The organism is Rhodococcus sp. NPDC019647 (assembly GCF_044389235.1).
Classification (GTDB): Bacteria; Actinomycetota; Actinomycetes; order Mycobacteriales; family Mycobacteriaceae; genus Rhodococcus_F; species Rhodococcus_F oxybenzonivorans.
Map to the genome: position 1 here is coordinate 74,960 of NZ_JBIRXS010000016.1, position 22,144 is coordinate 97,103.

A 22,144-nucleotide genomic window follows, 5' to 3' on the forward strand; every position below is an offset into this window, starting at 1 on the left:
CACCTCTTCATGCCGCGCACGTGCCGTGCCGAAACCATGGAAGATGCCACTGGGGAAGACGCATCATTCGAACGCGAGTTCGAACACTCTCAGTGTGCCATCACACTCGCGGGCAGGTCAACGCGGGCCACCGGAGTCAGGTCACGAGCGCGGCCAGACCACTCAGACGATCCTCGGCCGGCCTCCGCGGGCAGCTCACACACTTGGCCGACCCGGGGGTCTCGTAGATCAGGCAACACGACGCCCGCTGCGTGAACCGGCGGGTCACCGCACCGGCATGCACGTCGACGAACCGCGGCCGGGGCAGCACCGTCCCGTCGGCACGCATGGCGTCGACGAGCTGCCGGGCGAACATGCTCCCTCTCACACGATCACCGATGCCGTCGCCGGCGTCGAGCGCGCGGTTGGCGATCGAATCGGTGGTGATCGCCCACAACACTGCCCGCCGCACCCCGGACGCCTCGGCCAGTGCGTCGATGAGAACGGTCAACGTTCCGGCGAGTTCCGACGCCAGATCCGCCACCGGCAGCACCGATGATGCCGTCAGACCGCCGAGGTATCCATCGGCGGTCAGGAACGCCCGGGCGCCCTCCAATCGAGGGCAGGCAGCGACACCGGCGACGAGGGCCGTCGCGATCGGGATCCCGGTCAGGGTGGAACTGGCCGAATACCACCACAGGGTGCCGTTGACCCGGGGATTCCCACTGCCCCACCGGCGCGCGGTGTCCGTAAGCCGGTGGGCCATCCACTCGGCGTCTGCCATGTCTGCTGCCGGAAACGAGCGGCCGTCGGGAAGCGCCGTCCAGGTGGCCAGCAGCGGAACCCGACGGGCGGTCAGCGCGTACGTCTGCGCCAGGTGCTCATCCATCGGCCAACCCCAGAATGTCCATCGACCGCCTCGGCCCCGACCGCACAACGGCGCGGATTCCGAACACCTCGCCCAGCACCGTGTCGTCGAGGACATCGGGTGGTGGGCCGGCGGTGATCACCCGTCCATGCTGCATCACCGCCAGCGTGTCGCAGTACTGCACCGCCAGCCTGAGATCGTGCATGGTCACCACGAGTGCGAGTCCGCCGGCGGCGAGATCGCGCAGCAATTCCATCAGGATGAGCTGATGACGAAGGTCGAGGTGATTGGTGGGTTCGTCGAGGAGCAGGACGCGCGGTTGCTGCGTGAGCGCCCGCGCGATCGCCACCCGTTGACGTTCACCTCCCGAGAGCGCCTGCACGTCGCGCCCAGCGAGTTCCGCCAACCCCACCTGCTGCAGGCACCTCTCGACGATCTCGCGGTCGGCGGCGCTGTCGCGCTCGAACCAACCCTGGTGGGGAATCCGGCCCAGCGACACCGACTCGCGCACCGTCACCCCCGCCGACGACTGCGGCTCCTGCGGAACCGCCCCGACCGTGCGGGCGAGTTGTCGCCGCGCCAGGTCGGCAACGTTCACCCCGCCGACGACGACGGCGCCCGCGGTGGCGGACACCGCGCGGTAGCAGCAGCGCAGCGCCGTCGTCTTGCCGGACCCGTTGGGCCCTACCAGACCGAGCATCTCGCCTGGCCGGACAGCGAAGTCGACCCCGTGCAGCACGTCGCGTGAGCCGAGTTTGGCCCGGAGTCCTTGCACGCCCAGCCCGGTCATCGTTCGGCCCGCCGGTACCGGCGCTGCAGCATCCACACGAACAGCGGGGCGCCGACGAGCGCAGTGACGACACCGACAGGCACCTCGAGGCTCGACGAGATCGACCGTGCCGCGGTGTCGGCTCCCACCATGGCGATCGCACCGAGCAGCGCGGCGACCGGTAGCAACCGGGCGGCGCGGATACCGACGACGTAGCCGGCCAGGTGTGGCACGAGGAGGCCGATGAAGCCGATACCCCCTGCGACCGAGACTGCAGCGCCGGCCAGTAGTGACACTCCCAGCAGGTGGACGATCCGGAAGCGGGGCACGTTCATGCCGAGCGCGGTCGCTCCGTCGTCCCCGGTCTGCAGTACGTCGATCCGGCGGGCACTCCACAGCATGGCAGTGCCGACCGTCGCGAGCGCCGATACGGGAAAGATCATCGTCGACCAGCGCGCGTCACCGAATCCGCCTGCGAGCCAATGCATCACCGAACCGAGTTGCCGTTCGTCGGCGAGCACGAGGAGCGAGAAGGTGATCAGTGCCGAGAAGACCTGTGCCAGCGCGACACCGACGAGGATGATCGCAGTAGGTTGCGGATACCGTCCGCCGATTGCCAACGACAGGAACAACGGCACCATCGCGCCGACGAACGCCGCCACGGGAACGGTGAAGACCCCGAGCATTCCGGCGCCGAACCCGAGCACCGTCACGATCACGACACCGAAACCGGCACCCGAGGACACGCCGAGCAGGTATGGGTCGGCCAGCGGATTGCGGGTCACGAGCTGCGCCACCGCACCGGACAGTGCCAGCGCGGCGCCCACCGTCGCCGCGGTCAATGCCCGCGGCAGACGAGAACCGACGACGATGGATTCCCGTGCCTGCGACCACCAGACGTCGAACACACCGGGCAGCAACCGGTTCACCACGATGGCCCAGACGTCACCCACCGGTATCCGCACCGAACCGAACGACACGGCGAGCCCGATCACGAACAGCGTGGTCAGCACCAGAAGTACGATCAGCCCGGCAAATCCGAGAGGGGAACGAGCCGACCGCGAGGATGGGCGCACCTCGGTCCGTTCGGTGAGCGCCGTCATCGCGCGGAGAAGGCGCCGGGATGGACGGCGCGCGCGATGGTCTCGACCGACCGCACCAGGCGGGGGCTCTCGAAGAAGTCGTCGAGCGGTACGACGACGAAGCGGCCTGCCTTTACGGCAGGGGTCGCCGACATGATCGGGTGTGCAGTCAGGAAGTCGATCTTGTGTTGCGCACTCGTCGCGCCGTAGTCGAGGACGACGATCACCTCGGGACTGCGTTCTCCGACAATCTCCCAGGTGGCCGTCGAAAACGGTTTCTGCCCCTCGGAGAAGATGTTCGCGGCACCCGCATGGTCCGCGATGAGCTGACCGATTCCGACACCGCCGACAGTCAGCGGGACGTCCTCGCCGGAATCGTAGAAGAACACCGGGACGGCGGTACTGCCCGCAAGTGTCGCGTGCACGGACTGCAATCCGGACGTCACTCGGTCGCTGATCGCACGCGCCCTGTCTGGAACTGCGAGGATTTCGCCCAGCTGTGTGAAGTCGTCCCGCATCAGGGCGATGTCGGGGAAGCCCTGCCCGCAGTACTCGGAGAACAGGAACGTGGGAATGCCGTGCTCGGCGAGGAACTCTCGCGACCGCCCCTCCTTCTCGTCGAATGCGCTCCGCATTCCCCCCACCACCAGGTCTGGCTCGAGGTCGAGCAACTGCTTTCGCGTCGGATACTCCTTCGACCGATGCGGGATCTTCGCGAATTCCTCGGCGAATGGGGGTAGCGGGGTGGCGTCGCCGTACCCGGTGCCGACGATACGGTCGCCGACACCCATCTCGATCAGAACCTCGGTGACATGATCGTTCATGCTGACGATGCGCTGGGGTGGTGCATCGAAGCTCTGCGCGAGCGAACAGTTGGTGATCGTCACCGCGGCGGTGAACGACTCGGCGGAAGTAGTGCCCGAGCCAGGTTCCCCACGCGAGCAGGCGGCAGCGAGCAGCACTGCCACGGCGGCGGTGAGCAATCCGGACCTTCGGAACAACGGACGGTGCATGTAAACCTCATTGCGGCTCAGAGCCACGAATGAAAGTCGTGCAGGTCACTTCACGACCGGAGTCGCGGTGCGCCTGCGGGACTCCGCTTCGTAGACCACGACGAATGGATGTCGCACACCACACACCGGGTAATCGGGCTCGCCACCGGAAAATACTCCGATGGCCCACCGTTGCGGGTCAGCGCCGGATTCGGACCGGCTTCCCCCATGTGTGTGGCTGCACGTGCACATCCGAGTATGCATCATGGCGCGGGAGCCGGATCACACCACCGCCGCTCACCGCAGCACGCGCACTACAGTCGGCAGTCGCACAATGCCGACCACGACCCGGAGATGACGCATGACACGTTGGGCCTCGACCGTTGTTTCCCGGCGATGGTGGATTCTGGTGCTTGCCGTGGCCGCCGTACTGGTGAGCGGCGTCTGGGGTACGGGGGTGTTCGCGAAACTGGGCTCGGGCGGCTACACCGACCCGGGCAGCGAGTCCGCTGAAGTGGCGAGGATCGTCGAGGCCAACCTGGGTCCGCAGACCGCGGACATCATCGTCGTCTACACCGCGCCCGAAGGGAGAACGCTCGACGACATCGGTCCCGAGGTGACCGCCGATCTCGAGCGGTTCGCCGCCGAGGTCCCCACACACAAGATCACCTCATACTGGTCCGCGGACACCACGACGAAGCAACGGATGGTGTCGGAGGACGGCACCAAGGCGTCGGCCGCGGTCACCGTCGACCCCGAAGCCGGAATCACGGTGGCCGCCTTCGACCGTCTGCTCCCCAAGCTCGAGGTCGAGGGCATCGACACCGAGTTCGCGGGCAACTCGGTGGTGGGTGTGGCTTTCAACAACCGGCTCCAGCAGGATCTGGTGCTGGCGGAGGCGATTGCGCTTCCCATCACACTGGTCCTGCTGGTCTTCCTCTTCGGCGGCGTGGTCGCCGCGGCCGTACCCGTCTTCGTCGGACTGCTCTCCATTTTCAGCGCGCTGGCCACCCTTCGGGTGCTCACCCTGTTCACCGACGTCAACTCCTTCGCGATCAATGTCGCCTCTCTGCTCGGTCTCGGGTTGGCCATCGACTACGGGCTCTTCGTCGTCGGACGTTTCCGTGAAGAACTGGAGTCGGGCGCCGACACTGCCGAGGCCACCCGGCGCACCGTGCTCACGGCCGGCCGCACTGTTCTGTTCTCCGGACTGCTGCTGGTGTGCGCCTTCTCGGGCATGCTCGTGTTTCCCCAGGACGTCATCGCATCGCTGGGATTCGGTGCCATGGCCGCGGTCGCGAGTGCGGCGCTGCTGTCCCTGACCGCCGTCCCGGCTCTCCTCGCGATCCTCGGCCCGCGCATCAACGCAGGGAGCTGGCGCAAGGACGCAGCCCAGCGCAGCGAAGCGCGGGCCCGCACGTTCTGGGGGTCCGTCGTCACGTGGGTGATGCGCAGGCCGGCCGCGATCGCGGTCGGAATCGTCGCCGGACTTCTCCTTCTGGCAGCTCCCCTGCTCAGCGCCTCCCTCGGAGAGGTCACGTACACCGCGCTGCCCGAGGACGACCCTGCGCGCATCGCCACCGACACACTCACCCAGGAGTTCCCGACGACGGGCAACGGAGCCACCCTGATTCTGCGAGGCACGGACGGCAGCAGACCGACTGCCGCGGACGGTGCCGCCGTCGCCGAACAGGCCGGACAGGTGGAGGGCATCGGTGCGGCCACTGTCGTGGCGTCGAACGGTGAACTGGTCGCCGTCCAGGCGGTATACGCGGAGGGCGTCGACAGCGACGACCAGAGTGGTGCGGTCGCGGCCCTGCGCGACATCGCAGTACCGGAAGGGACCGAACTCCTCGTCGGCGGTGGACAGGCCACCGTCGACGACAGCAACGCGGCGATCGTCCGCTGGTTGCCCGCGATGGTGGCGATCATGGTGCTGTCGACGCTGGTGCTGCTGTTCCTGGCGTTCGGCTCGGTGGTCCTGCCGCTCAAGGCGGTGGCCATGGCGGGACTGAGCCTGGCCGCCACCTTCGGCGTCCTGACCTGGATCTTCCAGCTCGGTCACGGCGCGAGCCTGCTCGGGGTCAGTCCGGCGCCGCTCGAGGCGACGTTCGTCGTCCTGATCCTCGCGGTCGTGTTCGGCTTGTCCACCGACTACGAGGTGTTCCTGATGTCACGGATGGTGGAGGCGCACGCGGCGGGGGCGACCACGGAGGAAGCGGTGCGCTTCGGAACGGAGCGCACGGGGCGGATCGTGACCGCGGCCGCTCTGCTGCTCGTCGTGGTCACCGGAGCATTTACCGTGTCCGGCCTGTCGATCATGCGGTTCCTCGGAGTGGGCATGATCGTGGCGCTGCTCGTGGACGCCACCGTGGTGCGCATGTTGCTCGTGCCGTCGCTGGTGAAGCTGATGGGTCCGGCCAACTGGTGGGCTCCGGCGTGGATGACGAAGGTCCATTCCAAGGTCGGAATCCGTCACTAGTGCATCATCTTACTTCGGAGTAAGTTCGGGGAATGGCCACCTACCTCGTCACGGGCGGAACCGGATTTCTGGGTCGACACGTCCTGCCTCTGATCCTCGACCGCGATGACACAGCAGAGATACACGTCCTCGTCCGCCCCTCCTCGCTCACCAAACTCGACGCCCTCACCGAAAGCATGCTCGGCGGCGATCGTGTGCATCCGCTGATCGGCGACCTGACCGAGCCCGGCCTCGGCCTCGCCGCGGTGCCGGCGGCCCAGCACGTTCTGCACCTCGGCGCGATCTACGACCTCACCGTCGGCGACGAGCAGGCGTCGACCAATGTCGACGGCACGCGCGCGGTGGCCGCCCTCGCGACAGAGCTGGGCGCAACCCTTCATCACGTGTCGTCGATTGCGGTCGCGGGCGATTACGCGGGCACCTTCGCCGAGTCGGATTTCAATCGGGGACAGAGTTTTCCGACGCCATACCACCGCACCAAGTTCGAGGCGGAGAAGATCGTTCGAGACAGCGTGGGACTGCGCTGGCGGATCTACCGCCCGGCCGTGGTGGTCGGCAGTTCGGTCACCGGTGAGATGGACAAGATCGACGGACCGTACTACCTGTTCCCCGCCATCTCGACTCTCGCCAAGCTCCCGGCCGCACTCCCGGTGGCTGTCCCCGACATCGGATCGACCAACGTCGTTCCCGTGGACTATGTGGCGGCGGCCATCGTGGAGCTGATGTCGGCACCGGACCGCGACGGTCAGGTGTTCCACTTGGTCAATCCGCGCCCGCAGCCGGTCCGCGAGATCTACGCGGGGCTCGCCAAGGCCGCCGGTGCCCCGCGCCCGGCGGCGAGCCTGCCCGGCGGACTGGTCCGCCCCTTTCTGGCACCCACCCCGGACTCGACTCTCGACACGGGCCGCAAGTTGGTCCTCGAGGGGCTCGGCATCCCGCCCGTGCTCGTGGCGAACATGACGCTGCCTACCGTCTTCGTCAACGAAGAAACGCGAAAGGCTCTGCAGGGTAAGGGAATCGAGGTTCCGCCCTTCGCCTCCTACACGAAGGCGCTGTGGACCTACTGGCAGAACCATCTCGATCCCCATCGGGCCCGCCGCTCCCATCCCGGCGGGCCGCTCGTGGGACGGCACGTCGTCATCACCGGGGCCTCCTCCGGGATCGGTCGCAGCGCGGCGATCGCCGTGGCCCGCAAGGGCGCGAAAGTTCTTCTCCTCGCGAGACGTACCGAGGAACTCGATGCCGTGGTCGCGGAGATTCGCGCGGCGGGCGGTGCGGCGTTCGGATATCCGTGCGACATCACCGACGAGACGTCGGTCGAACGCACGGTCGCCGCGATCCTCACCGAGCACGGTCACGTGGACATGCTGGTCAACAATGCCGGCCGGTCGATCCGGCGGGGCCTCTACCGCTCGACCGAGCGGTTCCACGACTTCGAACGCACGATGGCCGTCAACTACTTCGGTGCCGTCCGACTCGTCCTCGCGTTCCTTCCGCAGATGCGTGAACGCCGGTTCGGGCACATCGTCAACATCAGCAGCGCCGGGGTCCAGGGGGCAACACCGCGATTCGCCGCCTACGTCGCCAGCAAGGCGGCGCTCGACGGGTTCACCGATGTCGCGGCCGCTGAAACACTGTCGGACGGCATCACGTACACCACCATCCACATGCCACTCGTCGAGACGCCGATGATCGCACCGACCGGCAACTACAACGTCGGACCCATCACCTCACCGGAGAAGGCGGCGGCCATGGTGGTCCGGGCCCTGGTCGAGCGGCCGAAGCGCATCGATGTCCCCAGCGGCACTCTCGGCGAACTCGGCAGTATGTTCGCGCCTGCCGTCAAAGACAGGGTGATGCATCAGATGTATCGCATGTTCCCCGACTCGCCGGCGGCCAAGGGACAGAGCGTCACCGAGAGGACACCCGGACCTCCACGAACCGACGGGGTACGCGCGCACAGGTCGACACCGTGGGGACGCGCTGCCCGCAAGGTCGGAAGGCTGGTACCTGGCGCCCATTGGTGAGCGCTCTCGGTCAGGCCAGCGGGCGTACCCCGGTGGCGACGACGGGACGAACCGGTTTCGGTGCGGCTCCACAACTGGGCGGCCTGGGCGCGAGTTCCCGCTCCTCGACATCGACGGACCACCGGCGTCCGTCGATGTGGGTGACCACCGACGCCCCGTCCACCGCCAGCTCGTTCGGGCCCGCGGTCACCAGTTCCCGGACCGCGAGTTCGGCAACCTGGCCCCGCTCGTCCCAGCAGCTTCGTCCCCGTAGTCCCTGCGCGTACACCTCGTCCCGGGCGGCGGCGCGCACCGCCTCGGCGCTCTGTTCCGCAGAGAGCCGGCCGTACGTATATCCGGTGGGCAGCAGAATCATCGACGGCGCGAACCGGTGTCCTCCCGTGTGCGAGCATTCCCACACGGTGTCGCCGAACTCTGTGGACAGCCGGGCGGCGATGGGCCGTCCCAGGACGGCACAGCACTGATCCCGTTTACCGTGCGCGCACACCAGCACCACCGGCTCCGCGACCGGCTCCCCCCACCGCGGAGCCGGACCGGCGACCGCACCGAGGTCGAGGTCGAGGAGGTCGGCTGGACTGCCGATGTCCAGGCGTTCACACCAGGCCGACGCGGGGTGCGAGTGTGCAAGGAGAACTGTGCGCTTCGCCGGATCGGTCGTGCTTCGTCCCGGCCGGCGGATGAACATGAACCGTACTCCGGCCGCCTTCGCACGGGCGTCGAGTTCCCCGGCGAGTTCGCTGCCCAGCGCGGTGCCGTCCACCACGTCCCGGCCCCACGCACCCGGGTGTTCGAGACACACCCAGCCCGTGACGTGCGCAGCCGTTCCCGGCAGGGGTTCGTCGACGGCGGACAGCGCGGAGCAGGCGGTAGTGGTGATCGTGTCGTTCACGAGGCCATTGTGTCAGGCCGATTTTTCGCTCAGTCGTGGAACTTGCGCCGTTCCGACAACTGCTGAACGAACTTTTCGATGCGCCGGGCACGCGTCTCCGGACGTTTCGCGTCCTGCAACCGGTAAATGACCGCGTAGCGGTTGTGGCTGTTCAGCGTCGCAAAGAACGCCTCGGCCTCCGGATTCTGTGCGAGGGCGGCAAGGAAGTCCTCCGGAATTTCAGCCGTCTTCTGTCCGGCATAGGCACGGTCCCACCGCCCGTCGGCTCTGGCCTTCTCCACTTCCGCCGCTCCGGCAGCCTCGAGGGCCCCGGCGGCTTCCAGTTTCTCGGCATATTCGCGGTTGCGTTTCGACCACGGACTGCGCGCCGATCGTGGGGTGAACCGTTGGACATAGAAATTTTCGTCGACCCGGCGGACTTGGCTGTCGATCCAGCCGTAACACAACGCCACCTCGAGTGCCTGGTCGTAGGTGATCGACGAGTGGGCCGATCCCTTCTTCGCCATCTTCAGCCAGATTCCGGGTGAGGTGGCGTGATGAACCGCGAGCCAGTGGCGGAATTCGATCTGCCCGGTGAAGTACTCGACCGGCAACTCTGCTGCACCCATGCGCCGGTATCTATCGGCCCCGTGCCCACACCCGCACGAAACCCTGCGACAGATACGCAAGCGAGCCGAGGGCCAGCACCCACTTGGTGATGCTGACCGCGGAGGTGGCGCGGACGGTGGCATCGGTGATGTGCTCCCGATGTGTCAGCAGATGCAGGCCGACGACATTTTCGACGTAGTCACCGGCCGCGGCTACGACCGGCGCAGCCGCCAGCATCTTGCGCGTGGTGGGCGACAACGGCGTCAACTCCGCCAGCCGTCGCGCACCCGTACGCAGAGCGACGGCGTAGATGGCGGGATGGATGAAGTCGGGGTAGTAATGACTCCGATATCGCGCGGTCTCGGTGGCGTCCATGCCGTCGAGGATCGCGGTGTAGTCCCGGGCGGATCGCGCCGTCTGAATCTCGGCCACCCGGGGGGCAGCAGGACCGAGCAGTCGGGCGATATTCGCCTGTGAGATCACGAACGCGGCAGACCAGCCGAGGAGTTTGCGGTCGAGCGAGGTGAGCGCCATGGCCAGATCCTCCCATGGATACCCGACGGTTGATCGTCCCTTCGTCCGAGTCCGGTCAGCCTGCTGTCTCGGTCAGCGCCTTGGCGTCCTCCTCGCCGAACCGCTCCTCGAGCACCTCCGGGGAGTAGTCGAGGTCGATTTCCTCGACCGGCCGGCCGCGTGCCGACTCGATCGCCGAGAGGCGACGCTGCGCACGGTCCGCGGCGTAGGCCAGGAACTCGTCGTTGTCGAGCCCGAACGGCTGAACCTCGAATTGTGCGTTGACCCAATCGATCATGCCCAGTGCCATCGGCATCAGCTCCGCCATCCGCTCCTGCACCACATTCCAATTGTTGTCGTCGGCCGCGACATGCCGTCGGCAGGTGAAGGTTCCCCAGGCCATGTGACGACGTTCGTCGTCGCCGATCCGCTTGACGAGATCCTGCATGCCGGGAAGTATCCCGCGGGTCGCGCACACCTTCTGCCACGCGTAGTACCCGGTCAGCGCAAGACTGCCCTCAATGACGTGGTTATAGGTGACGCTGGCGCGAATCTGGTTGGCGGGGCTCGGATCCGTCTCGAGAACGCCCAGAGATCCGGGAAGCTCCTCGTAGAACAATTGGCGGTAGTACGGATTGTCGGCGACGAACGGATGCAAGTCCTGCGTGAGCCCGACCGCGTCCATCCACAACCGGAACACCTGCGTGTGCTTGGCCTCTTCGAAACAGAACTGAGTCAGGTACATCTCGTCACCGAACCGGCCCTCTGCGGCCATCGCCTTCATGAAGGGCTGAATGTCCTCGGTGACCGCCTCCTCACCGGCGATGAACTGCGCGCACAGGTACGTCGCGCTCCGCTGCTGCTCGCTGTTCAACTCCTCCCAGTCCTGCGCATCCCGGCTGAAATCGAGCTCGACGGGATTCCAGAACTTGGCATTCCCCTTGGTGAACAGTCGCAGCGGAAAGGCGTCCCAGTTCAGGCCGCCGGAGCGGAGCGAACTGAACCCCTCCCTGCCGGGTGCGTACGGTCGTCCGGGTGTGATCGTCGACATCTCGTGCCTTCTTCCCGATGTACAAATACCTGTGCAGCCGGGTCCGAGCCCCCGCTTCTACTCCACGCTAGTCCTGCCCAGGCCGCTGCGGGTTTACATTTGCGGACTTTTGTCTGAATCCGGCCGACGGTGAACAGCGCACGCTCAGTTCGGCTCGGACTCCATCAGGAACGGCATCGCCGCCGCCTCGAACTCGTCGTACCGATCACGGTGAATGCTGTGTCCCCCGGGGAAAACCACCACCCGGCATCTCGGTATCGCGGCGACTGCGGATTCGAGTCGACGGGCATCCACCATCCCGCCGGGACCGCCGCGCAGGATCAGTGTGTCCGCCTCGATCCGTGGCAGCTGGTCCCACCACAACGGGTCCGGTCGGCGGAACTGCTCGAGCGCCGAGCGTGTCATCGACCGGTCGAAGGCGAACACGGCCCGCGGGTGCCGGATCAGGCTCGTCGTCGCATGCCACAGCTCCGGCAGGGACGGCAGCCTGTTCGAGAAGACCTGCTCCGGGTCACCGGGCCGCAGCGGAAGTGGGGCCTCCTCGATGACCAACCGCCGCACCAGCTCGGGGCGGGTCTGGGCGGCGAGTGAGGCGGCATGACCGCCGAGCGAATGACCGACGAGATCGACCTGCGACAGGCCCAGGTTGTCGCACACTTCCACCACATCGGAACCGAATTCTTCGAACAGGTACGACGCAGCGCGGGCACTGCGACCGTGTCCCCGTAGGTCGAGCACGACGACCCGGCGCCCGCGGGAGACCAGCGCCCGCATGAACCGATCCCACGTTCTGCCGTCACCGCCCATTCCGTGCACGAGAACCACGGGCACGAGATGAGCGGCCGGGCCACTGCGCACTCCGCTGTCGCGGTACGCGAGGGCGACACCGGTGCGGGTCGCGGTCGTCCTGCTCGTCTCCACGAGGAGTAAGCCTAAGCGGACGGTCGCGCCGGCCCGCCCTGACCTCCCGAGCCGTACGGGCGGTCTGTCCACAAGTTGGGTTTCACGGTGTGGCGGGGACGACCCGATAGCGCAGCGTCACGATCCCCGACTCGTAACCCTTGGCCTCGAGGAGCGTGAGGGCGTGCATCCCGGTGTCCTCGTCGAGGAGACGCTGCCCGCGCCCCAGCAGCACCGGCACCACGCGCAGCTGAATCTCGTCGACCAGATCTGCCGCGAGTAGCGACTTGGCCAGGGTGATGCTCCCCCACACGACCACGTCACCACCGGGCTTCCGCAGCAACTGCCGCACCCGCTCGATCACGTTCCCGTCGTACACCTGCGCCGGTTCCCACGATCCCCACGGCGCCCTGCCGAGGGTGGATGAGAACACGAGCTTGGGAAGCGTGTTCACCACCTCGGCCACCACCTCGCCTTCCGCGGTGGGCCAGTACTCGACGAACATCTGATAGGTGTTGCGGCCCAACAGAACCAGATCCACGTCGGCGAGAAGATCTATGTTGTCCCGATCGACCTCACCGAAATCGGACACCGCCTCGAAGAAGTCGAGCTCGCCCGACGGCCCGGCGACGAACCCGTCGAGAGTGGTCAGTTCCTGCACGATCACCCGGCGAGTTGCGGGCGTAGACACCTCACTCATAGATTCCCTCCACCGTCCACCGATCCGCCGTGCAGATCACCAGCAGCGCCCGCGACTCCTCGAGCAGCACCTGCGCCCTGGCCGCCGTCCGGGCGGCCGGCGGATCCCACCACCGCTCGTCCACCGGCCACGGTCCCGCCCATCCGCACACCGTCCACTCTTTACTCCCCCAGCGCAACCGGGCGGGAGGCGCACTGAACACACCGCGTTCCGTGACCGTCACGGCAGCACCCCGTGCGTCCACGATGCCGACCTCGGGATGTGCCGTCAACACAGCGGAAGGTGCCGGTTCGGGGAGCGTTCCCGGCCACGGCTCCGACGGATCGGAACGAGGAATCAGCTCATCCCCCAACGGCAGCAGGGTGATGCGCTCCGCCGGACCCCGCCCACCACTGAGAACACCCACCTGCACGGCCTCCCCGCCGAGAAGTCCCTGCACCCGCACCAGGGCTCGCCGGGCCCTCTCGTCCTGATCTCCGACTCCACCCCACAGCCCCAACTGCAGGGCGCCGGAAGCCACCACCTCCACCGGCTCGAGCCGCAGGACCGCGATACCCGCGGTGGGACGCTTCTCGCTGCGCCCGGTCAACCACCCGTCCAACTGCCACCGCACCCGGTCCGCCGTCGCCTCCGGCGTCAACGGCTCCGCGCATCGCCACGTCCGGGACAACTGCTCCCCGTTGCCGGTGATTGCCGACACCGATAACCGAGTACAGGCCACCCCCGCGTCGGACAGCGTGCGGTGCAGTTTCTCCGCCAACGCCCTGCCTGCGAACGCTGCGGCGTCGACCCGTTCGATCACGGGGTCGCAGTGTTCTTCCACCTCCAGGTCGGGAGGTAGCGATCGCGCCGACGGGGGACGCTCCGGCTCACCCCGCGCCGCACGATGGGCAAGCACCGCGTCGGTTCCGAAGCGGGACGCCACATCACCTGCCGGCAGCGCCGCGAAGGCGCCGATGGTGCGCAGTCCCAGCCGGTGCAGCAGATCGACCAGTTCACCACGGTGAGCTGCCGCGAGACTGGGTTCGGCAGCCAGTTCCCTCATCGGCAGCGGTGCCAGGAACTCCGCTCCCCGGCCGGGAGGCACGAGCACCCCTCTGCGAGCGGCGATCACGGCCGTGGACAGTTGATCGGCAATGCCCACCTGACACTCGACCCCCACAGCCGACACCTGGTCCACCAACCGCTCCGCAGCGGCTTCCTCGGAGCCGAAGTATCTGCTGACGCCCCGCGCCGACAACACCACGAGCCCGGGACGCAGCACCTCGACTCCGGGAGCCACGGCGTCGATGGTCGCGGCAACCGGCTCGAACAACCGCGCGTCCCGCTCGGCATCCGCTGTCACCACGTGCAACCGGGGGCACCGGGCCTGGGACTCGCGGCGACGCAGTCCCCGGTGCACCCCGTCAGCCCGGGCCGTCGCCGAACAGGCCACCACACGATTACCCGACGTCACCGCCACCGGATGAGTGGGCGGGAGGTCCACGGCTGCAGCAGCTGCGACCGCAGGCCAGTCGGGACACCACAACGCCACTACGCGACTCACAGCCCCACCACTTCCGCCGCTTCCGGAAAGCCTGCCTCCGGGAGAGCGATGTCCGGCGTGCTCACCCACTCCACTCGACCCTGCGCCGAACGCACGTCCAGCCGGGTGGTGCGCGGCTGAAACGACCGCCCCCGGGCGCACACCGCCAGGCTGAGGGAACGTAGCCGGCCGCACCCCCGTTCCTGAGATCCCTTGCCCAGTCCCGCATATCCGCGGACCCGGGCATCCAGTCGCATCTCAGCACCGTCCCAGTGTCCGTCGGTGACCACCAGGGTTGAACCCTTGCTCCGCGCGCGGGCCACCACCGCGCGGGCACGGGACGGCGCCACCGAGGCTCCACCCAGGCCGAGTACCACCAGTTCCATACCGTCCAGCAGCACCGCGGCGATCTCCACCGGATCAGCTCCGGGGTCGGGAATCAGAGCGAGGCGTTCGAGCTGCGCCCCCATCTCGACAGCGGCGAGCAACCCGAGCTGGGGATGCCCGATCACAGCGACATGTCCCCCGTCTGCGGTGACCGACGCGATCAGCCCCAGCAGAAGCGAGGTGGCACCGGAAACCGATACCACGGAACCCCGCACCAGCCCGCCTCTCGGAAGAAGGTCGGCCAGCGCAGCCGGAACCGGGAGCACCCCGGCCGTGTCCGAATCGGGGGCCGAAGACTTGCCCGGTGTGTGCAGCGCTTCCTCCATCGGAGCGCGATTCGCCACCGCTTCCCCGCGAGCGGGGACCGCCGCCATCCTTCGCCGGAGGAAGTCCAGACGCTCCTGACGGGAGAGCCCCGACAACTCCGGCGGCGCAGCAGACTCCGGAACTGCGGCCACATCAGCCAACTCGACACCCCTGTCACTCGGCACCAACAGCGGTCGGCAACCACGGGGAAGACGCGGCTCGAACAGACGCTACGTTCGAACGTATTTTCGAACTCGTTTCCAGTAAAGCCGGTCGGTGAGTGCCCGTCAAGTGGACCACGTATTCGCAGGTCAGGAGCGTCACACCGCCCGTGTCCGCATCATCCTCTAACCTGAACGCGTGACTGAGCAGGCGCAGAGCGAAAGGGGCATCGGACCCGAATACCTGGTGGCGGGAAGGTACCGTCTGAGGTCCAAATTGGGCGGCGGCGGCATGGGTGCCGTGTGGCTGGCGAGAGACACACTGCTGCACCGGGACGTAGCCGTCAAACAGGTCATCACGACGGCCGGACTCGACCCCGACGAGGCCCGCCGCGTCCGTGAACGCACTCTCCGGGAAGGGCGCAACGCCGCCAAACTCACCCACCGCCATTCCATTGCGATGTATGACGTGGCGCTCGAAGCCGGGGAGCCCTGGCTGGTCATGGAATACCTACCGTCCCGCAGCCTCGCCCAGGCGATGAACATCGCCGACACGCTGCCGCCCCTCGAGGTGGCTCAGATCGGTGCGCAGGTGGCGGACGCCCTGGTGGCCGCGCACGCGGCGGGCATCGTGCACCGGGACATCAAACCGGGCAACATCCTCGTCGCCGACCGGGGCCGGGAACTCGGCACCGTCAAGATCAGCGACTTCGGCATCGCCCGCGCCAAGGGCGACGCCGCCGAATCCACGAACGGCGTCATCACCGGAACCCCCGCGTACTTCTCCCCCGAGGTTGCTCGCGGCCAGGATCCCACCGAGGCCAGCGATGTCTTCTCGCTCGGGTCCACGCTGTACACCGTGGTCGAGGGGCAGCCGCCGTTCGGCATCGATTCCGACTCCATCGCACTCCTGCATCGCGTCGCGAAGGCCGAGATCTACCGCCCGGCCAAGGCCGGGCCGCTCACCGAAACGCTGTTGCACCTACTCGAACCCGACCCGGCGCGACGTCCCACGATGGCCGAGGCCCGCGACGCGCTGGCCCGGGTGGCCATGGGCGGGGGCGGTGATGTCGCCCACCTCGTCGGCTCACCCGTCTATTCCGCCGACGGCACGATTCCCTCCTGGGCCCACCGTTCCACTCCGTTGCCCCCTCCGCACCGACGGAGCAAGATCGGCTCCACTCAGGCCGGCCTCCCCGCGGTGCCCCAGAGCACTCCCTTGAAGAACGTTCCCCGCCCGCTGGGCAAACTGCAGTGGCCGCCGCGGCCCACTCCGCCCGCCCCCGGTGCACCCGAACCCACCGTCCGCGATCAGGTGGTGGCGTGGGCACCGATCGCCATGGGCGTGATGGTCGCCATCTTGATACTGGCCGTGCTCGTCGCCGTGGTCGTCCTGCTGGCCCAGCCCTGAGCGGACCGACGTATCAGTCGATCCGACGACGGTGCGCCCACCGGGTCAGCGCATTGCGGTTCGACTGCTGCGTTTTGCGCAGCACGTTGGATGCATGGGTTTCCACCGTCTTCACCGAGATGACCAGTTCCTCGGCGATCTCACGGTACGTGTACCCCCGCGCGAGCAGCCGCAGAACTTCCATCTCACGCGGGGTGAGCGAATCGAGTTCCGGATCCAGCTGCGGTTCAGGAGCATTGGAGCGGCCGGTGAAGGAGTCCAGCACGAATCCGGCCAGCCTCGGGCTGAACACGGCGTCACCCCCGGCCACCCGGCGGACTCCGTCGGCCAGCTCCCCACCCGAGATCGTCTTGGTTACATAACCGCGCGCACCCGCCCGGATCACGGCGATCACATCCTCGGCGGCGTCGGACACGCTCAGCGCCAGACACACCGGGCCCTCCTCGATGCCGCGCAATACGGCGACACCACCACCCTCGGGCATGTGAACGTCGAGGAGGACGACGTGCGGGGCGGTGGCGTTGATACCCGACACCGCCTCTGCCACACCGCCGGCCTCCCCCACGACCTCCATGTCTGCTTCCCGTCCGAGTTCGGCACGCACACCGGACCGGAAGACGGCGTGATCATCTACGAGAAAGACGCGATACGGCGGTGTTTCAGGCAAGCTCACTGTGGCTGTTCCTCGGCGTGGACGGTAGTGTCGCCCCACTCTAGGCCAGCGTCGTCCGTAATCTCGGTAGCATCCGCCCCGGCCTTGGCATGGCCGTTTCGCGGCATGGAGATCCGGACCTCGGTGCCCTTGCCGGGCGCCGACCGCACGTCCACGTGTCCACCCCGGCGATCGATCCGCCCGCGGATCGACTTAGCCAGTCCCTGCCGATCCGACGGCACTTCGTCGATGTCGAAGCCGACACCACGGTCCCGGACGAACACACTGACCTGTTCGCGCTCCGCCTCGGCGAAGAGGTTGATGTCGGTCTCGCCGGAATGCTTGGCCGCGTTGACGAGTGCCTCCCGCGTCGCACCGAGCAAGGCTGTGAAGCTTTCCTTCGACAGCCCCTCGCCCGTCCCCTCGACGTCGAGGGAGACGTCGCCCACCGTCACCGGCCGCACCGTCACACCGTGCTGGTCCTCGACCTCACCGGCGATGATGCGCAGCGCCTCCGCGAGACTCGACTGGTCGGCGTCGCCGCCGCCGAACAACCACTTGCGCAGTTCGCGTTCCTGTCCGCGCGCGAGCCGGGCCACCTCCTGTGGGTGATCTGCCTGTTTCTGGATCAGCGCCAGCGTCTGCAGGACCGAGTCGTGCAGATGCGAGGCGATCTCCTCACGCTCCTCGTTGCGAATTCTCGCTGCCCGTTCCGCTCCGAGGGCACGCCACAGCCGCAACCACAGGGGCACGGTCAGTAGGCCGGCGCCGACAAGGGTCACCACGACCGCCAGCAACGACGACCGCAGGGCCTCCAGATCGACCTGAGCGAGGATCACCACGCCCAGCCCGGAGACGATCAGTGTCACGCCACCGAGAACCCGCGCCCAGGTGAGAACGGTGGGCCGCTGCGGCAGCCCGATCACGGTGCGCGGGCCCTCCGAATCGAATTCCCGCCACACCAACGCCGCACCCACCGCCACCACGATGATCGGCGCAATCACCGATCCCGCACGGCCACTGAACAACCACGACAATGCGGAGGCGCCAGCGAGACCGATGGCGATCAGGCCGATGGCCCTGCGTCGTTCGGACGCGCTGGGCTTCTCCGTGTCGGCACCCGCCGACGTGAAGATCCACAGGAGGCCGTACGCGACGATGCCGGCACCGGCCAGCGCCGCCAGAGCGGCGAACACGACGCGCACCTTCAGGACGTCGACACCCAGCTGATCGGCGATACCGCCCGCGACACCACCGACGACACGACCCGCGGCCCGGCGTTCGAGCCGCGGCATCGGCACATCGCCCGGCGACAGCGGTGGCATCAGCGGGCCACCACCGGTCTGCGCTGCAGAAGGCACGGCGTTCGACACAGATTGCACATACTCGATACTGGCACGATCACCCCGCCCGGGCATCAGGGTCCAACCCTGACTTCGCGGACCGGCACGGCCCGTTCCGAGTGGAAAGATCAGGGTAGTTCCCGATGTACGCGCGGGGCGTCGGCCGCAACGATGGTCGTATGAGCAATGGGAGTTTCCAAGAGCAGATGCACGATCTGTGGCGGACCCGGCCGGTGCGGTTGCCCGGGCGAGGTCACGTCGCCGGTGTCTGTGCGGGAATCGGATACCGCTACGGCGTCGATCCCGTACTGATACGAGTCGCTTTCGTGGTGTCGACCATCTTCGGCGGCGCCGGTGTACTCCTCTATCTGGTGTGCTGGCTCGGCCTCACCAAGTCCGGTGACCCGGCCTCGCCGGCGGAGTCCCTCGTCGGCCGCGGCCACAGCTCGGATTCGGGCACCAAGACCGTCGTCCTCCTCGTCGCTCTCGCCATCGCCGCCAGCACGGTCGGGCCGTTCGGTGTCGGACTCGGCGGATCGGGTCTGATCAGCATGGCGTTGATGCTCGGCGGACTGTGGTTGTTGTATCAACGGCAACCGGTGCCGCCGCCCCTCCCGCCCGGGGTCGCACCGACCGGAGTCGGAACGGGCTATCCGGGCACGAGTTACGCCCCCGGACCGTTCGGCGGCAACCCGTTCGGCGCCGACCCGTATGGCGCCGGTGCCTACGGCGGCAGCGCGTACGGCGCCGGCCCGCACCCCACCTACAGTCCGTACACGAAGCTCCCCGATTCCTACACGCCGAGCAGCGCGGCCACTCCCACCGCGGACAGCACGGATCGAACGAACACACCGCCCCTCACCGAACCCCCAGCGAGCGAGCAGAAGACTGTGTCGTTCGAGAAGTCTCCGGAGCCGACCCCCAGCAGCTTCGCGCCTCCGGCACCGTTCGCACCACTCGAACCACGTCCACCGGCCTGGGATCCGCTGGGAGTGGCCCCCTTCGCCTGGGACCTTCCCGAGCCGGCCGTAACTCCCGCACCCGCCGCGGCACCCGGACGTAAGCACTCTCGCCTGACCACCATGGTCATCGGACTCGCCATCCTCGCTGCCGCAGCCGCGACGGCACTGTCGGTCGCCACCGGATCGGAATGGCTGAACCCGGGCCGTATCGGTGCCGTCGCACTCGCCGTGATCGGCGCAGGCCTCGTAGTCGGAAGTGTTGTCCGCAAGGGCTACGGATTGCTCGTCGTCGCCGGACCACTGGTGGGATTCGTCGTTCTGGCCTCGCTCGTCGGCTCACTGAACTTCGACGGACGCAGCATGGGCGAACAGAGATGGGAGCCCATGTCGGCGGCCGACCTCGATTCCGAATACTCGGGCGGTTTCGGCAGCTTCACACTCGACCTCCGCAGGGTCGAGCTCACCGAGGACAAGACGGTGACCGTCAACGGAAACGGTGAGGTGATCGTGCTCCTGCCACCGAACATGAACGTCCGCAACGACTGCTCGGTTCAGTTCGGTGACAGCCAATGTCTGCCCGACGGTCTCGACGGCGGAGCGGACGGACCGGAAGGACACATTTTGAATCTCGACGTGAACGCACAATTCGGAAATGTGGAGGTGCGTCGTGGATGACATCGACGACACTCAGGACACCGGCACCACCTCACGGAAACGGCCGTCCCCGCTCCTGTTCCTCGCAGGTCTGGCAGCACTGCTCGTGAGCGGCTGGGCCCTCGTCGGTCCCTTTTCCCTCGAACCCCTCGCGAATGTCGAATTCCGCTGGCTGTTCGTCCTCGTCGCCGTGGTCGTCGGTGCAGTTCTCGTCTTCGCACCGAATAGAAAGAGATAGCCCGGGCAACACGGAAGCGCGGTGGGCGGGTCCTCGGACTCACCCACCGCGCTTTTCAGTGCGTCACTCCCACTCGATGGTGCCCGGCGGCTTGCTGGTGATGTCGAGCACCACTCGGTTGACGTCGTGCACCTCATTGGTGATGCGGGTGGAGATGCGCTCGAGTACCTCGTACGGCACTCGCGTCCAGTCCGCCGTCATCGCGTCTTCACTCGACACGGGCCGCAACACGATCGGGTGACCGTACGTCCGCCCGTCACCCTGCACCCCTACGCTGCGGACGTCGGCCAACAGCACTACCGGGCACTGCCAGATCAACTTGTCCAGCCCGGCAACCGTCAACTCTTCGCGCGCAATGGAATCGGCGTGCCGCAGGATGTCGAGGCGCTCTTCGGTGACCTCGCCGATGATGCGGATACCGAGTCCCGGGCCCGGGAACGGCTGGCGTCCCACGATCTCCTCGGGCAGGCCGAGCTCGCGGCCGACGGCACGCACCTCGTCCTTGAACAGCAACCGGAGCGGTTCGACGAGCGTGAACTGCAGATCTTCCGGCAACCCGCCCACATTGTGGTGACTCTTGATATTGGCGGTTCCGGTGCCGCCGCCCGACTCGACCACATCCGGGTAGAGCGTGCCCTGCACCAGGAAGTCGACGGTGTCACCGTGCGCAGCGTTTTCACCCAGCACGTCGCTGACTGCGCCCTCGAAGCTGCGAATGAACTCGCGGCCGATGATCTTGCGCTTGGTTTCGGGATCCGACACCCCGGCCAGGGCGCCGAGGAAGGTGTCCGCGGCATCGACGGTGATCAGTTTCGCACCTGTCGCGGCCACGAAGTCCTGTTCGACCTGCACTCGTTCGCCGGCACGCATCAAACCGTGATCGACGAACACACAGGTCAGTCGGTCGCCGATCGCGCGCTGCACGAGGGCCGCCGCAACCGCGGAATCGACGCCACCGGACAACCCACAGATCGCCTTGCCGTCTCCGACCTGCTCGCGCACCTGCTCGATCAGGGCGTCGGCAATGTTCGCGGCCGTCCACGCCGGCGGAATGTTCGCGATCTCGTGCAGGAATCGGCTGAGTACCTGCTGACCGTGCGGCGAATGCAGGACCTCGGGGTGGTACTGCACTCCCGCGAGTTTGCGGGCCCGGTCCTCGAACGCGGCCACGGGGGCGCCCTCGCTGGTCGCGGTCACCTCGAAGCCTTCCGGCGCTTCGGTGACCGCATCCCCGTGGCTCATCCACACCGGCTGGTTCTTGGGGAGGCCGTCGTGCAGCAGCCCGCCCTGCACCGTCAAGTCGGTGCGGCCGTACTCGCGTGTGCCCGTATGCGCCACCGTGCCGCCGAGAGCGCCGGCCATGGCCTGAAATCCGTAGCAGATTCCGAACACCGGGACGTCCAGATCGAACAACGCCGGGTCCAGCTGCGGCGCACCCTCGGCATACACGCTCGACGGCCCACCCGAGAGCACCACGGCGAGAGGTTTCTTCGCCTCGATCTCCGCGACGGTCGCGGTGTGCGGGACCACCTCGGAGTAGACCTTCGCCTCACGCACCCGCCGGGCGATCAGCTGCGCGTACTGCGCGCCGAAGTCGACGACGAGGACGGGTCTCTGTTGCTCGATATCTGTCACCGGGTCAGTCTAATCGGCGCAGCTCTGTGG

20 protein-coding genes and 1 riboswitch are annotated in these 22,144 nt (G+C 67.4%); of the genes, 5 read left to right on the forward strand and 15 right to left on the reverse strand.

What is annotated here, in order from left to right:
• Window positions 1–136: 136 nt before the first annotated feature.
• From ACH49N_RS24750 to ACH49N_RS24765, 4 genes are read right to left on the reverse strand one after another with little or no spacing between them, the layout of a single operon-like run.
• Window positions 137–868 carry a (2Fe-2S)-binding protein gene (locus ACH49N_RS24750; protein ID WP_317767771.1) on the reverse strand — a complete coding sequence of 244 codons (732 nt, stop codon included), beginning with the start codon at window positions 866–868 and terminating at the stop codon, window positions 137–139.
• Window positions 861–1,637 (reverse strand): ABC transporter ATP-binding protein, encoded by a 777-nt coding sequence (locus ACH49N_RS24755; protein WP_358275247.1) that lies wholly within the window; start codon window positions 1,635–1,637, stop codon window positions 861–863. Before ACH49N_RS24755 ends, ACH49N_RS24750 begins: the two co-directional genes overlap by 8 nt.
• Entirely contained in the window at window positions 1,634–2,719 is a 1,086-nt protein-coding gene (locus tag ACH49N_RS24760) for an iron ABC transporter permease (protein ID WP_358275175.1), read from the reverse strand. The genes ACH49N_RS24755 and ACH49N_RS24760 overlap by 4 nt, the downstream gene beginning before the upstream one ends.
• A complete protein-coding gene (locus ACH49N_RS24765; protein WP_358275173.1) occupies window positions 2,716–3,711 on the reverse strand; it encodes an ABC transporter substrate-binding protein in 996 nt (331 codons plus the stop codon). Before ACH49N_RS24765 ends, ACH49N_RS24760 begins: the two co-directional genes overlap by 4 nt.
• Window positions 3,712–3,817: 106 nt before the next feature.
• Window positions 3,818–3,962, reverse strand: a riboswitch (cobalamin riboswitch).
• Window positions 3,963–4,051: 89 nt separating this feature from the next.
• Here ACH49N_RS24765 and ACH49N_RS24770 point away from each other — a divergent pair.
• The gene (locus ACH49N_RS24770) at window positions 4,052–6,172 is read left to right on the forward strand and encodes an MMPL family transporter (RefSeq protein ID WP_317767775.1); all 2,121 of its coding nucleotides are present in this window, start codon (window positions 4,052–4,054) and stop codon (window positions 6,170–6,172) included.
• A 32-nt stretch (window positions 6,173–6,204) separates the two neighbouring features.
• Window positions 6,205–8,199 carry an SDR family oxidoreductase gene (locus ACH49N_RS24775; protein WP_358275171.1) on the forward strand — a complete coding sequence of 665 codons (1,995 nt, stop codon included), beginning with the start codon at window positions 6,205–6,207 and terminating at the stop codon, window positions 8,197–8,199.
• Window positions 8,200–8,209: 10 nt separating this feature from the next.
• Here the strand turns inward: ACH49N_RS24775 and ACH49N_RS24780 are convergent, their stop codons facing one another.
• The 8 genes from ACH49N_RS24780 to ACH49N_RS24815 all read right to left on the reverse strand — a co-directional run bounded on the left by ACH49N_RS24780 (window position 8,210) and on the right by ACH49N_RS24815 (window position 15,219).
• Entirely contained in the window at window positions 8,210–9,088 is an 879-nt protein-coding gene (locus ACH49N_RS24780) for a sucrase ferredoxin (protein WP_358275169.1), read from the reverse strand.
• A 29-nt stretch (window positions 9,089–9,117) separates the two neighbouring features.
• Window positions 9,118–9,696, reverse strand: a complete 579-nt coding sequence (locus ACH49N_RS24785; protein WP_358275168.1) for a YdeI/OmpD-associated family protein — start codon at window positions 9,694–9,696, stop codon at window positions 9,118–9,120.
• 10 nt (window positions 9,697–9,706) lie between these two features.
• Complete coding sequence (locus tag ACH49N_RS24790) at window positions 9,707–10,210, reverse strand: hypothetical protein (RefSeq protein ID WP_358275166.1); 504 nt, start codon at window positions 10,208–10,210, stop codon at window positions 9,707–9,709.
• A 55-nt stretch (window positions 10,211–10,265) separates the two neighbouring features.
• Window positions 10,266–11,240 carry a R2-like ligand-binding oxidase gene (locus tag ACH49N_RS24795; protein WP_358275164.1) on the reverse strand — a complete coding sequence of 325 codons (975 nt, stop codon included), beginning with the start codon at window positions 11,238–11,240 and terminating at the stop codon, window positions 10,266–10,268.
• Between the two features lie 144 nt (window positions 11,241–11,384).
• The gene (locus tag ACH49N_RS24800; RefSeq protein WP_358275163.1) at window positions 11,385–12,161 is read right to left on the reverse strand and encodes an alpha/beta hydrolase; all 777 of its coding nucleotides are present in this window, start codon (window positions 12,159–12,161) and stop codon (window positions 11,385–11,387) included.
• An 82-nt stretch (window positions 12,162–12,243) separates the two neighbouring features.
• Window positions 12,244–12,840, reverse strand: coding sequence for a dihydrofolate reductase family protein (locus ACH49N_RS24805; RefSeq protein WP_358275161.1), 597 nt, complete (start codon window positions 12,838–12,840; stop codon window positions 12,244–12,246).
• Entirely contained in the window at window positions 12,833–14,386 is a 1,554-nt protein-coding gene (locus ACH49N_RS24810) for a DNA polymerase Y family protein (protein ID WP_159925707.1), read from the reverse strand. Before ACH49N_RS24810 ends, ACH49N_RS24805 begins: the two co-directional genes overlap by 8 nt.
• Complete coding sequence (locus ACH49N_RS24815) at window positions 14,383–15,219, reverse strand: hypothetical protein (RefSeq protein ID WP_358275159.1); 837 nt, start codon at window positions 15,217–15,219, stop codon at window positions 14,383–14,385. Before ACH49N_RS24815 ends, ACH49N_RS24810 begins: the two co-directional genes overlap by 4 nt.
• Window positions 15,220–15,418: 199 nt before the next feature.
• Here ACH49N_RS24815 and ACH49N_RS24820 point away from each other — a divergent pair, with 199 nt between their 5' ends.
• Entirely contained in the window at window positions 15,419–16,630 is a 1,212-nt protein-coding gene (locus tag ACH49N_RS24820) for a serine/threonine-protein kinase (protein WP_358275157.1), read from the forward strand.
• Between the two features lie 13 nt (window positions 16,631–16,643).
• Here the strand turns inward: ACH49N_RS24820 and ACH49N_RS24825 are convergent, their stop codons facing one another.
• Together ACH49N_RS24825 and ACH49N_RS24830 are read right to left on the reverse strand one after the other, a co-directional pair.
• Window positions 16,644–17,303, reverse strand: a complete 660-nt coding sequence (locus ACH49N_RS24825; RefSeq protein WP_250769034.1) for a response regulator transcription factor — start codon at window positions 17,301–17,303, stop codon at window positions 16,644–16,646.
• Entirely contained in the window at window positions 17,300–18,607 is a 1,308-nt protein-coding gene (locus ACH49N_RS24830) for a PspC domain-containing protein (protein WP_358275245.1), read from the reverse strand. Before ACH49N_RS24830 ends, ACH49N_RS24825 begins: the two co-directional genes overlap by 4 nt.
• A gap of 197 nt (window positions 18,608–18,804) precedes the next feature.
• Between ACH49N_RS24830 and ACH49N_RS24835 the strand changes: the two genes are divergently transcribed.
• Together ACH49N_RS24835 and ACH49N_RS24840 are read left to right on the forward strand one after the other, a co-directional pair.
• On the forward strand, window positions 18,805–20,262 hold the full coding sequence (locus ACH49N_RS24835; RefSeq protein ID WP_358275154.1) for a PspC domain-containing protein: 1,458 nt from the start codon (window positions 18,805–18,807) through the stop codon (window positions 20,260–20,262).
• Window positions 20,240–20,479 carry a hypothetical protein gene (locus tag ACH49N_RS24840; protein WP_159925701.1) on the forward strand — a complete coding sequence of 80 codons (240 nt, stop codon included), beginning with the start codon at window positions 20,240–20,242 and terminating at the stop codon, window positions 20,477–20,479. Before ACH49N_RS24835 ends, ACH49N_RS24840 begins: the two co-directional genes overlap by 23 nt.
• A gap of 63 nt (window positions 20,480–20,542) precedes the next feature.
• On the opposite strand, the gene guaA is transcribed toward ACH49N_RS24840, so the two are convergent.
• A complete protein-coding gene (gene guaA / locus ACH49N_RS24845; protein ID WP_159925699.1) occupies window positions 20,543–22,114 on the reverse strand; it encodes a glutamine-hydrolyzing GMP synthase in 1,572 nt (523 codons plus the stop codon).
• Window positions 22,115–22,144: the final 30 nt, after the last annotated feature.

Excerpts from the sequence above, each read along its gene's own strand:
- ACH49N_RS24750 (WP_317767771.1), bottom strand. The coding sequence starts at position 868 with ATGGATGAGCACCTGGCGCAGACGTACGCGCTGACCGCCCGTCGGGTT.
- ACH49N_RS24755 (WP_358275247.1), bottom strand. The coding sequence starts at position 1,637 with ATGACCGGGCTGGGCGTGCAAGGACTCCGGGCCAAACTCGGCTCACGC.
- ACH49N_RS24760 (WP_358275175.1), bottom strand. The coding sequence starts at position 2,719 with ATGACGGCGCTCACCGAACGGACCGAGGTGCGCCCATCCTCGCGGTCG.
- ACH49N_RS24765 (WP_358275173.1), bottom strand. The coding sequence starts at position 3,711 with ATGCACCGTCCGTTGTTCCGAAGGTCCGGATTGCTCACCGCCGCCGTG.
- ACH49N_RS24770 (WP_317767775.1), top strand. The coding sequence starts at position 4,052 with ATGACACGTTGGGCCTCGACCGTTGTTTCCCGGCGATGGTGGATTCTG.
- ACH49N_RS24775 (WP_358275171.1), top strand. The coding sequence starts at position 6,205 with ATGGCCACCTACCTCGTCACGGGCGGAACCGGATTTCTGGGTCGACAC.
- ACH49N_RS24785 (WP_358275168.1), bottom strand. The coding sequence starts at position 9,696 with ATGGGTGCAGCAGAGTTGCCGGTCGAGTACTTCACCGGGCAGATCGAA.
- ACH49N_RS24790 (WP_358275166.1), bottom strand. The coding sequence starts at position 10,210 with ATGGCGCTCACCTCGCTCGACCGCAAACTCCTCGGCTGGTCTGCCGCG.
- ACH49N_RS24795 (WP_358275164.1), bottom strand. The coding sequence starts at position 11,240 with ATGTCGACGATCACACCCGGACGACCGTACGCACCCGGCAGGGAGGGG.
- ACH49N_RS24805 (WP_358275161.1), bottom strand. The coding sequence starts at position 12,840 with ATGAGTGAGGTGTCTACGCCCGCAACTCGCCGGGTGATCGTGCAGGAA.
- ACH49N_RS24830 (WP_358275245.1), bottom strand. The coding sequence starts at position 18,607 with ATGCCACCGCTGTCGCCGGGCGATGTGCCGATGCCGCGGCTCGAACGC.
- ACH49N_RS24835 (WP_358275154.1), top strand. The coding sequence starts at position 18,805 with ATGAGCAATGGGAGTTTCCAAGAGCAGATGCACGATCTGTGGCGGACC.
- ACH49N_RS24840 (WP_159925701.1), top strand. The coding sequence starts at position 20,240 with ATGTGGAGGTGCGTCGTGGATGACATCGACGACACTCAGGACACCGGC.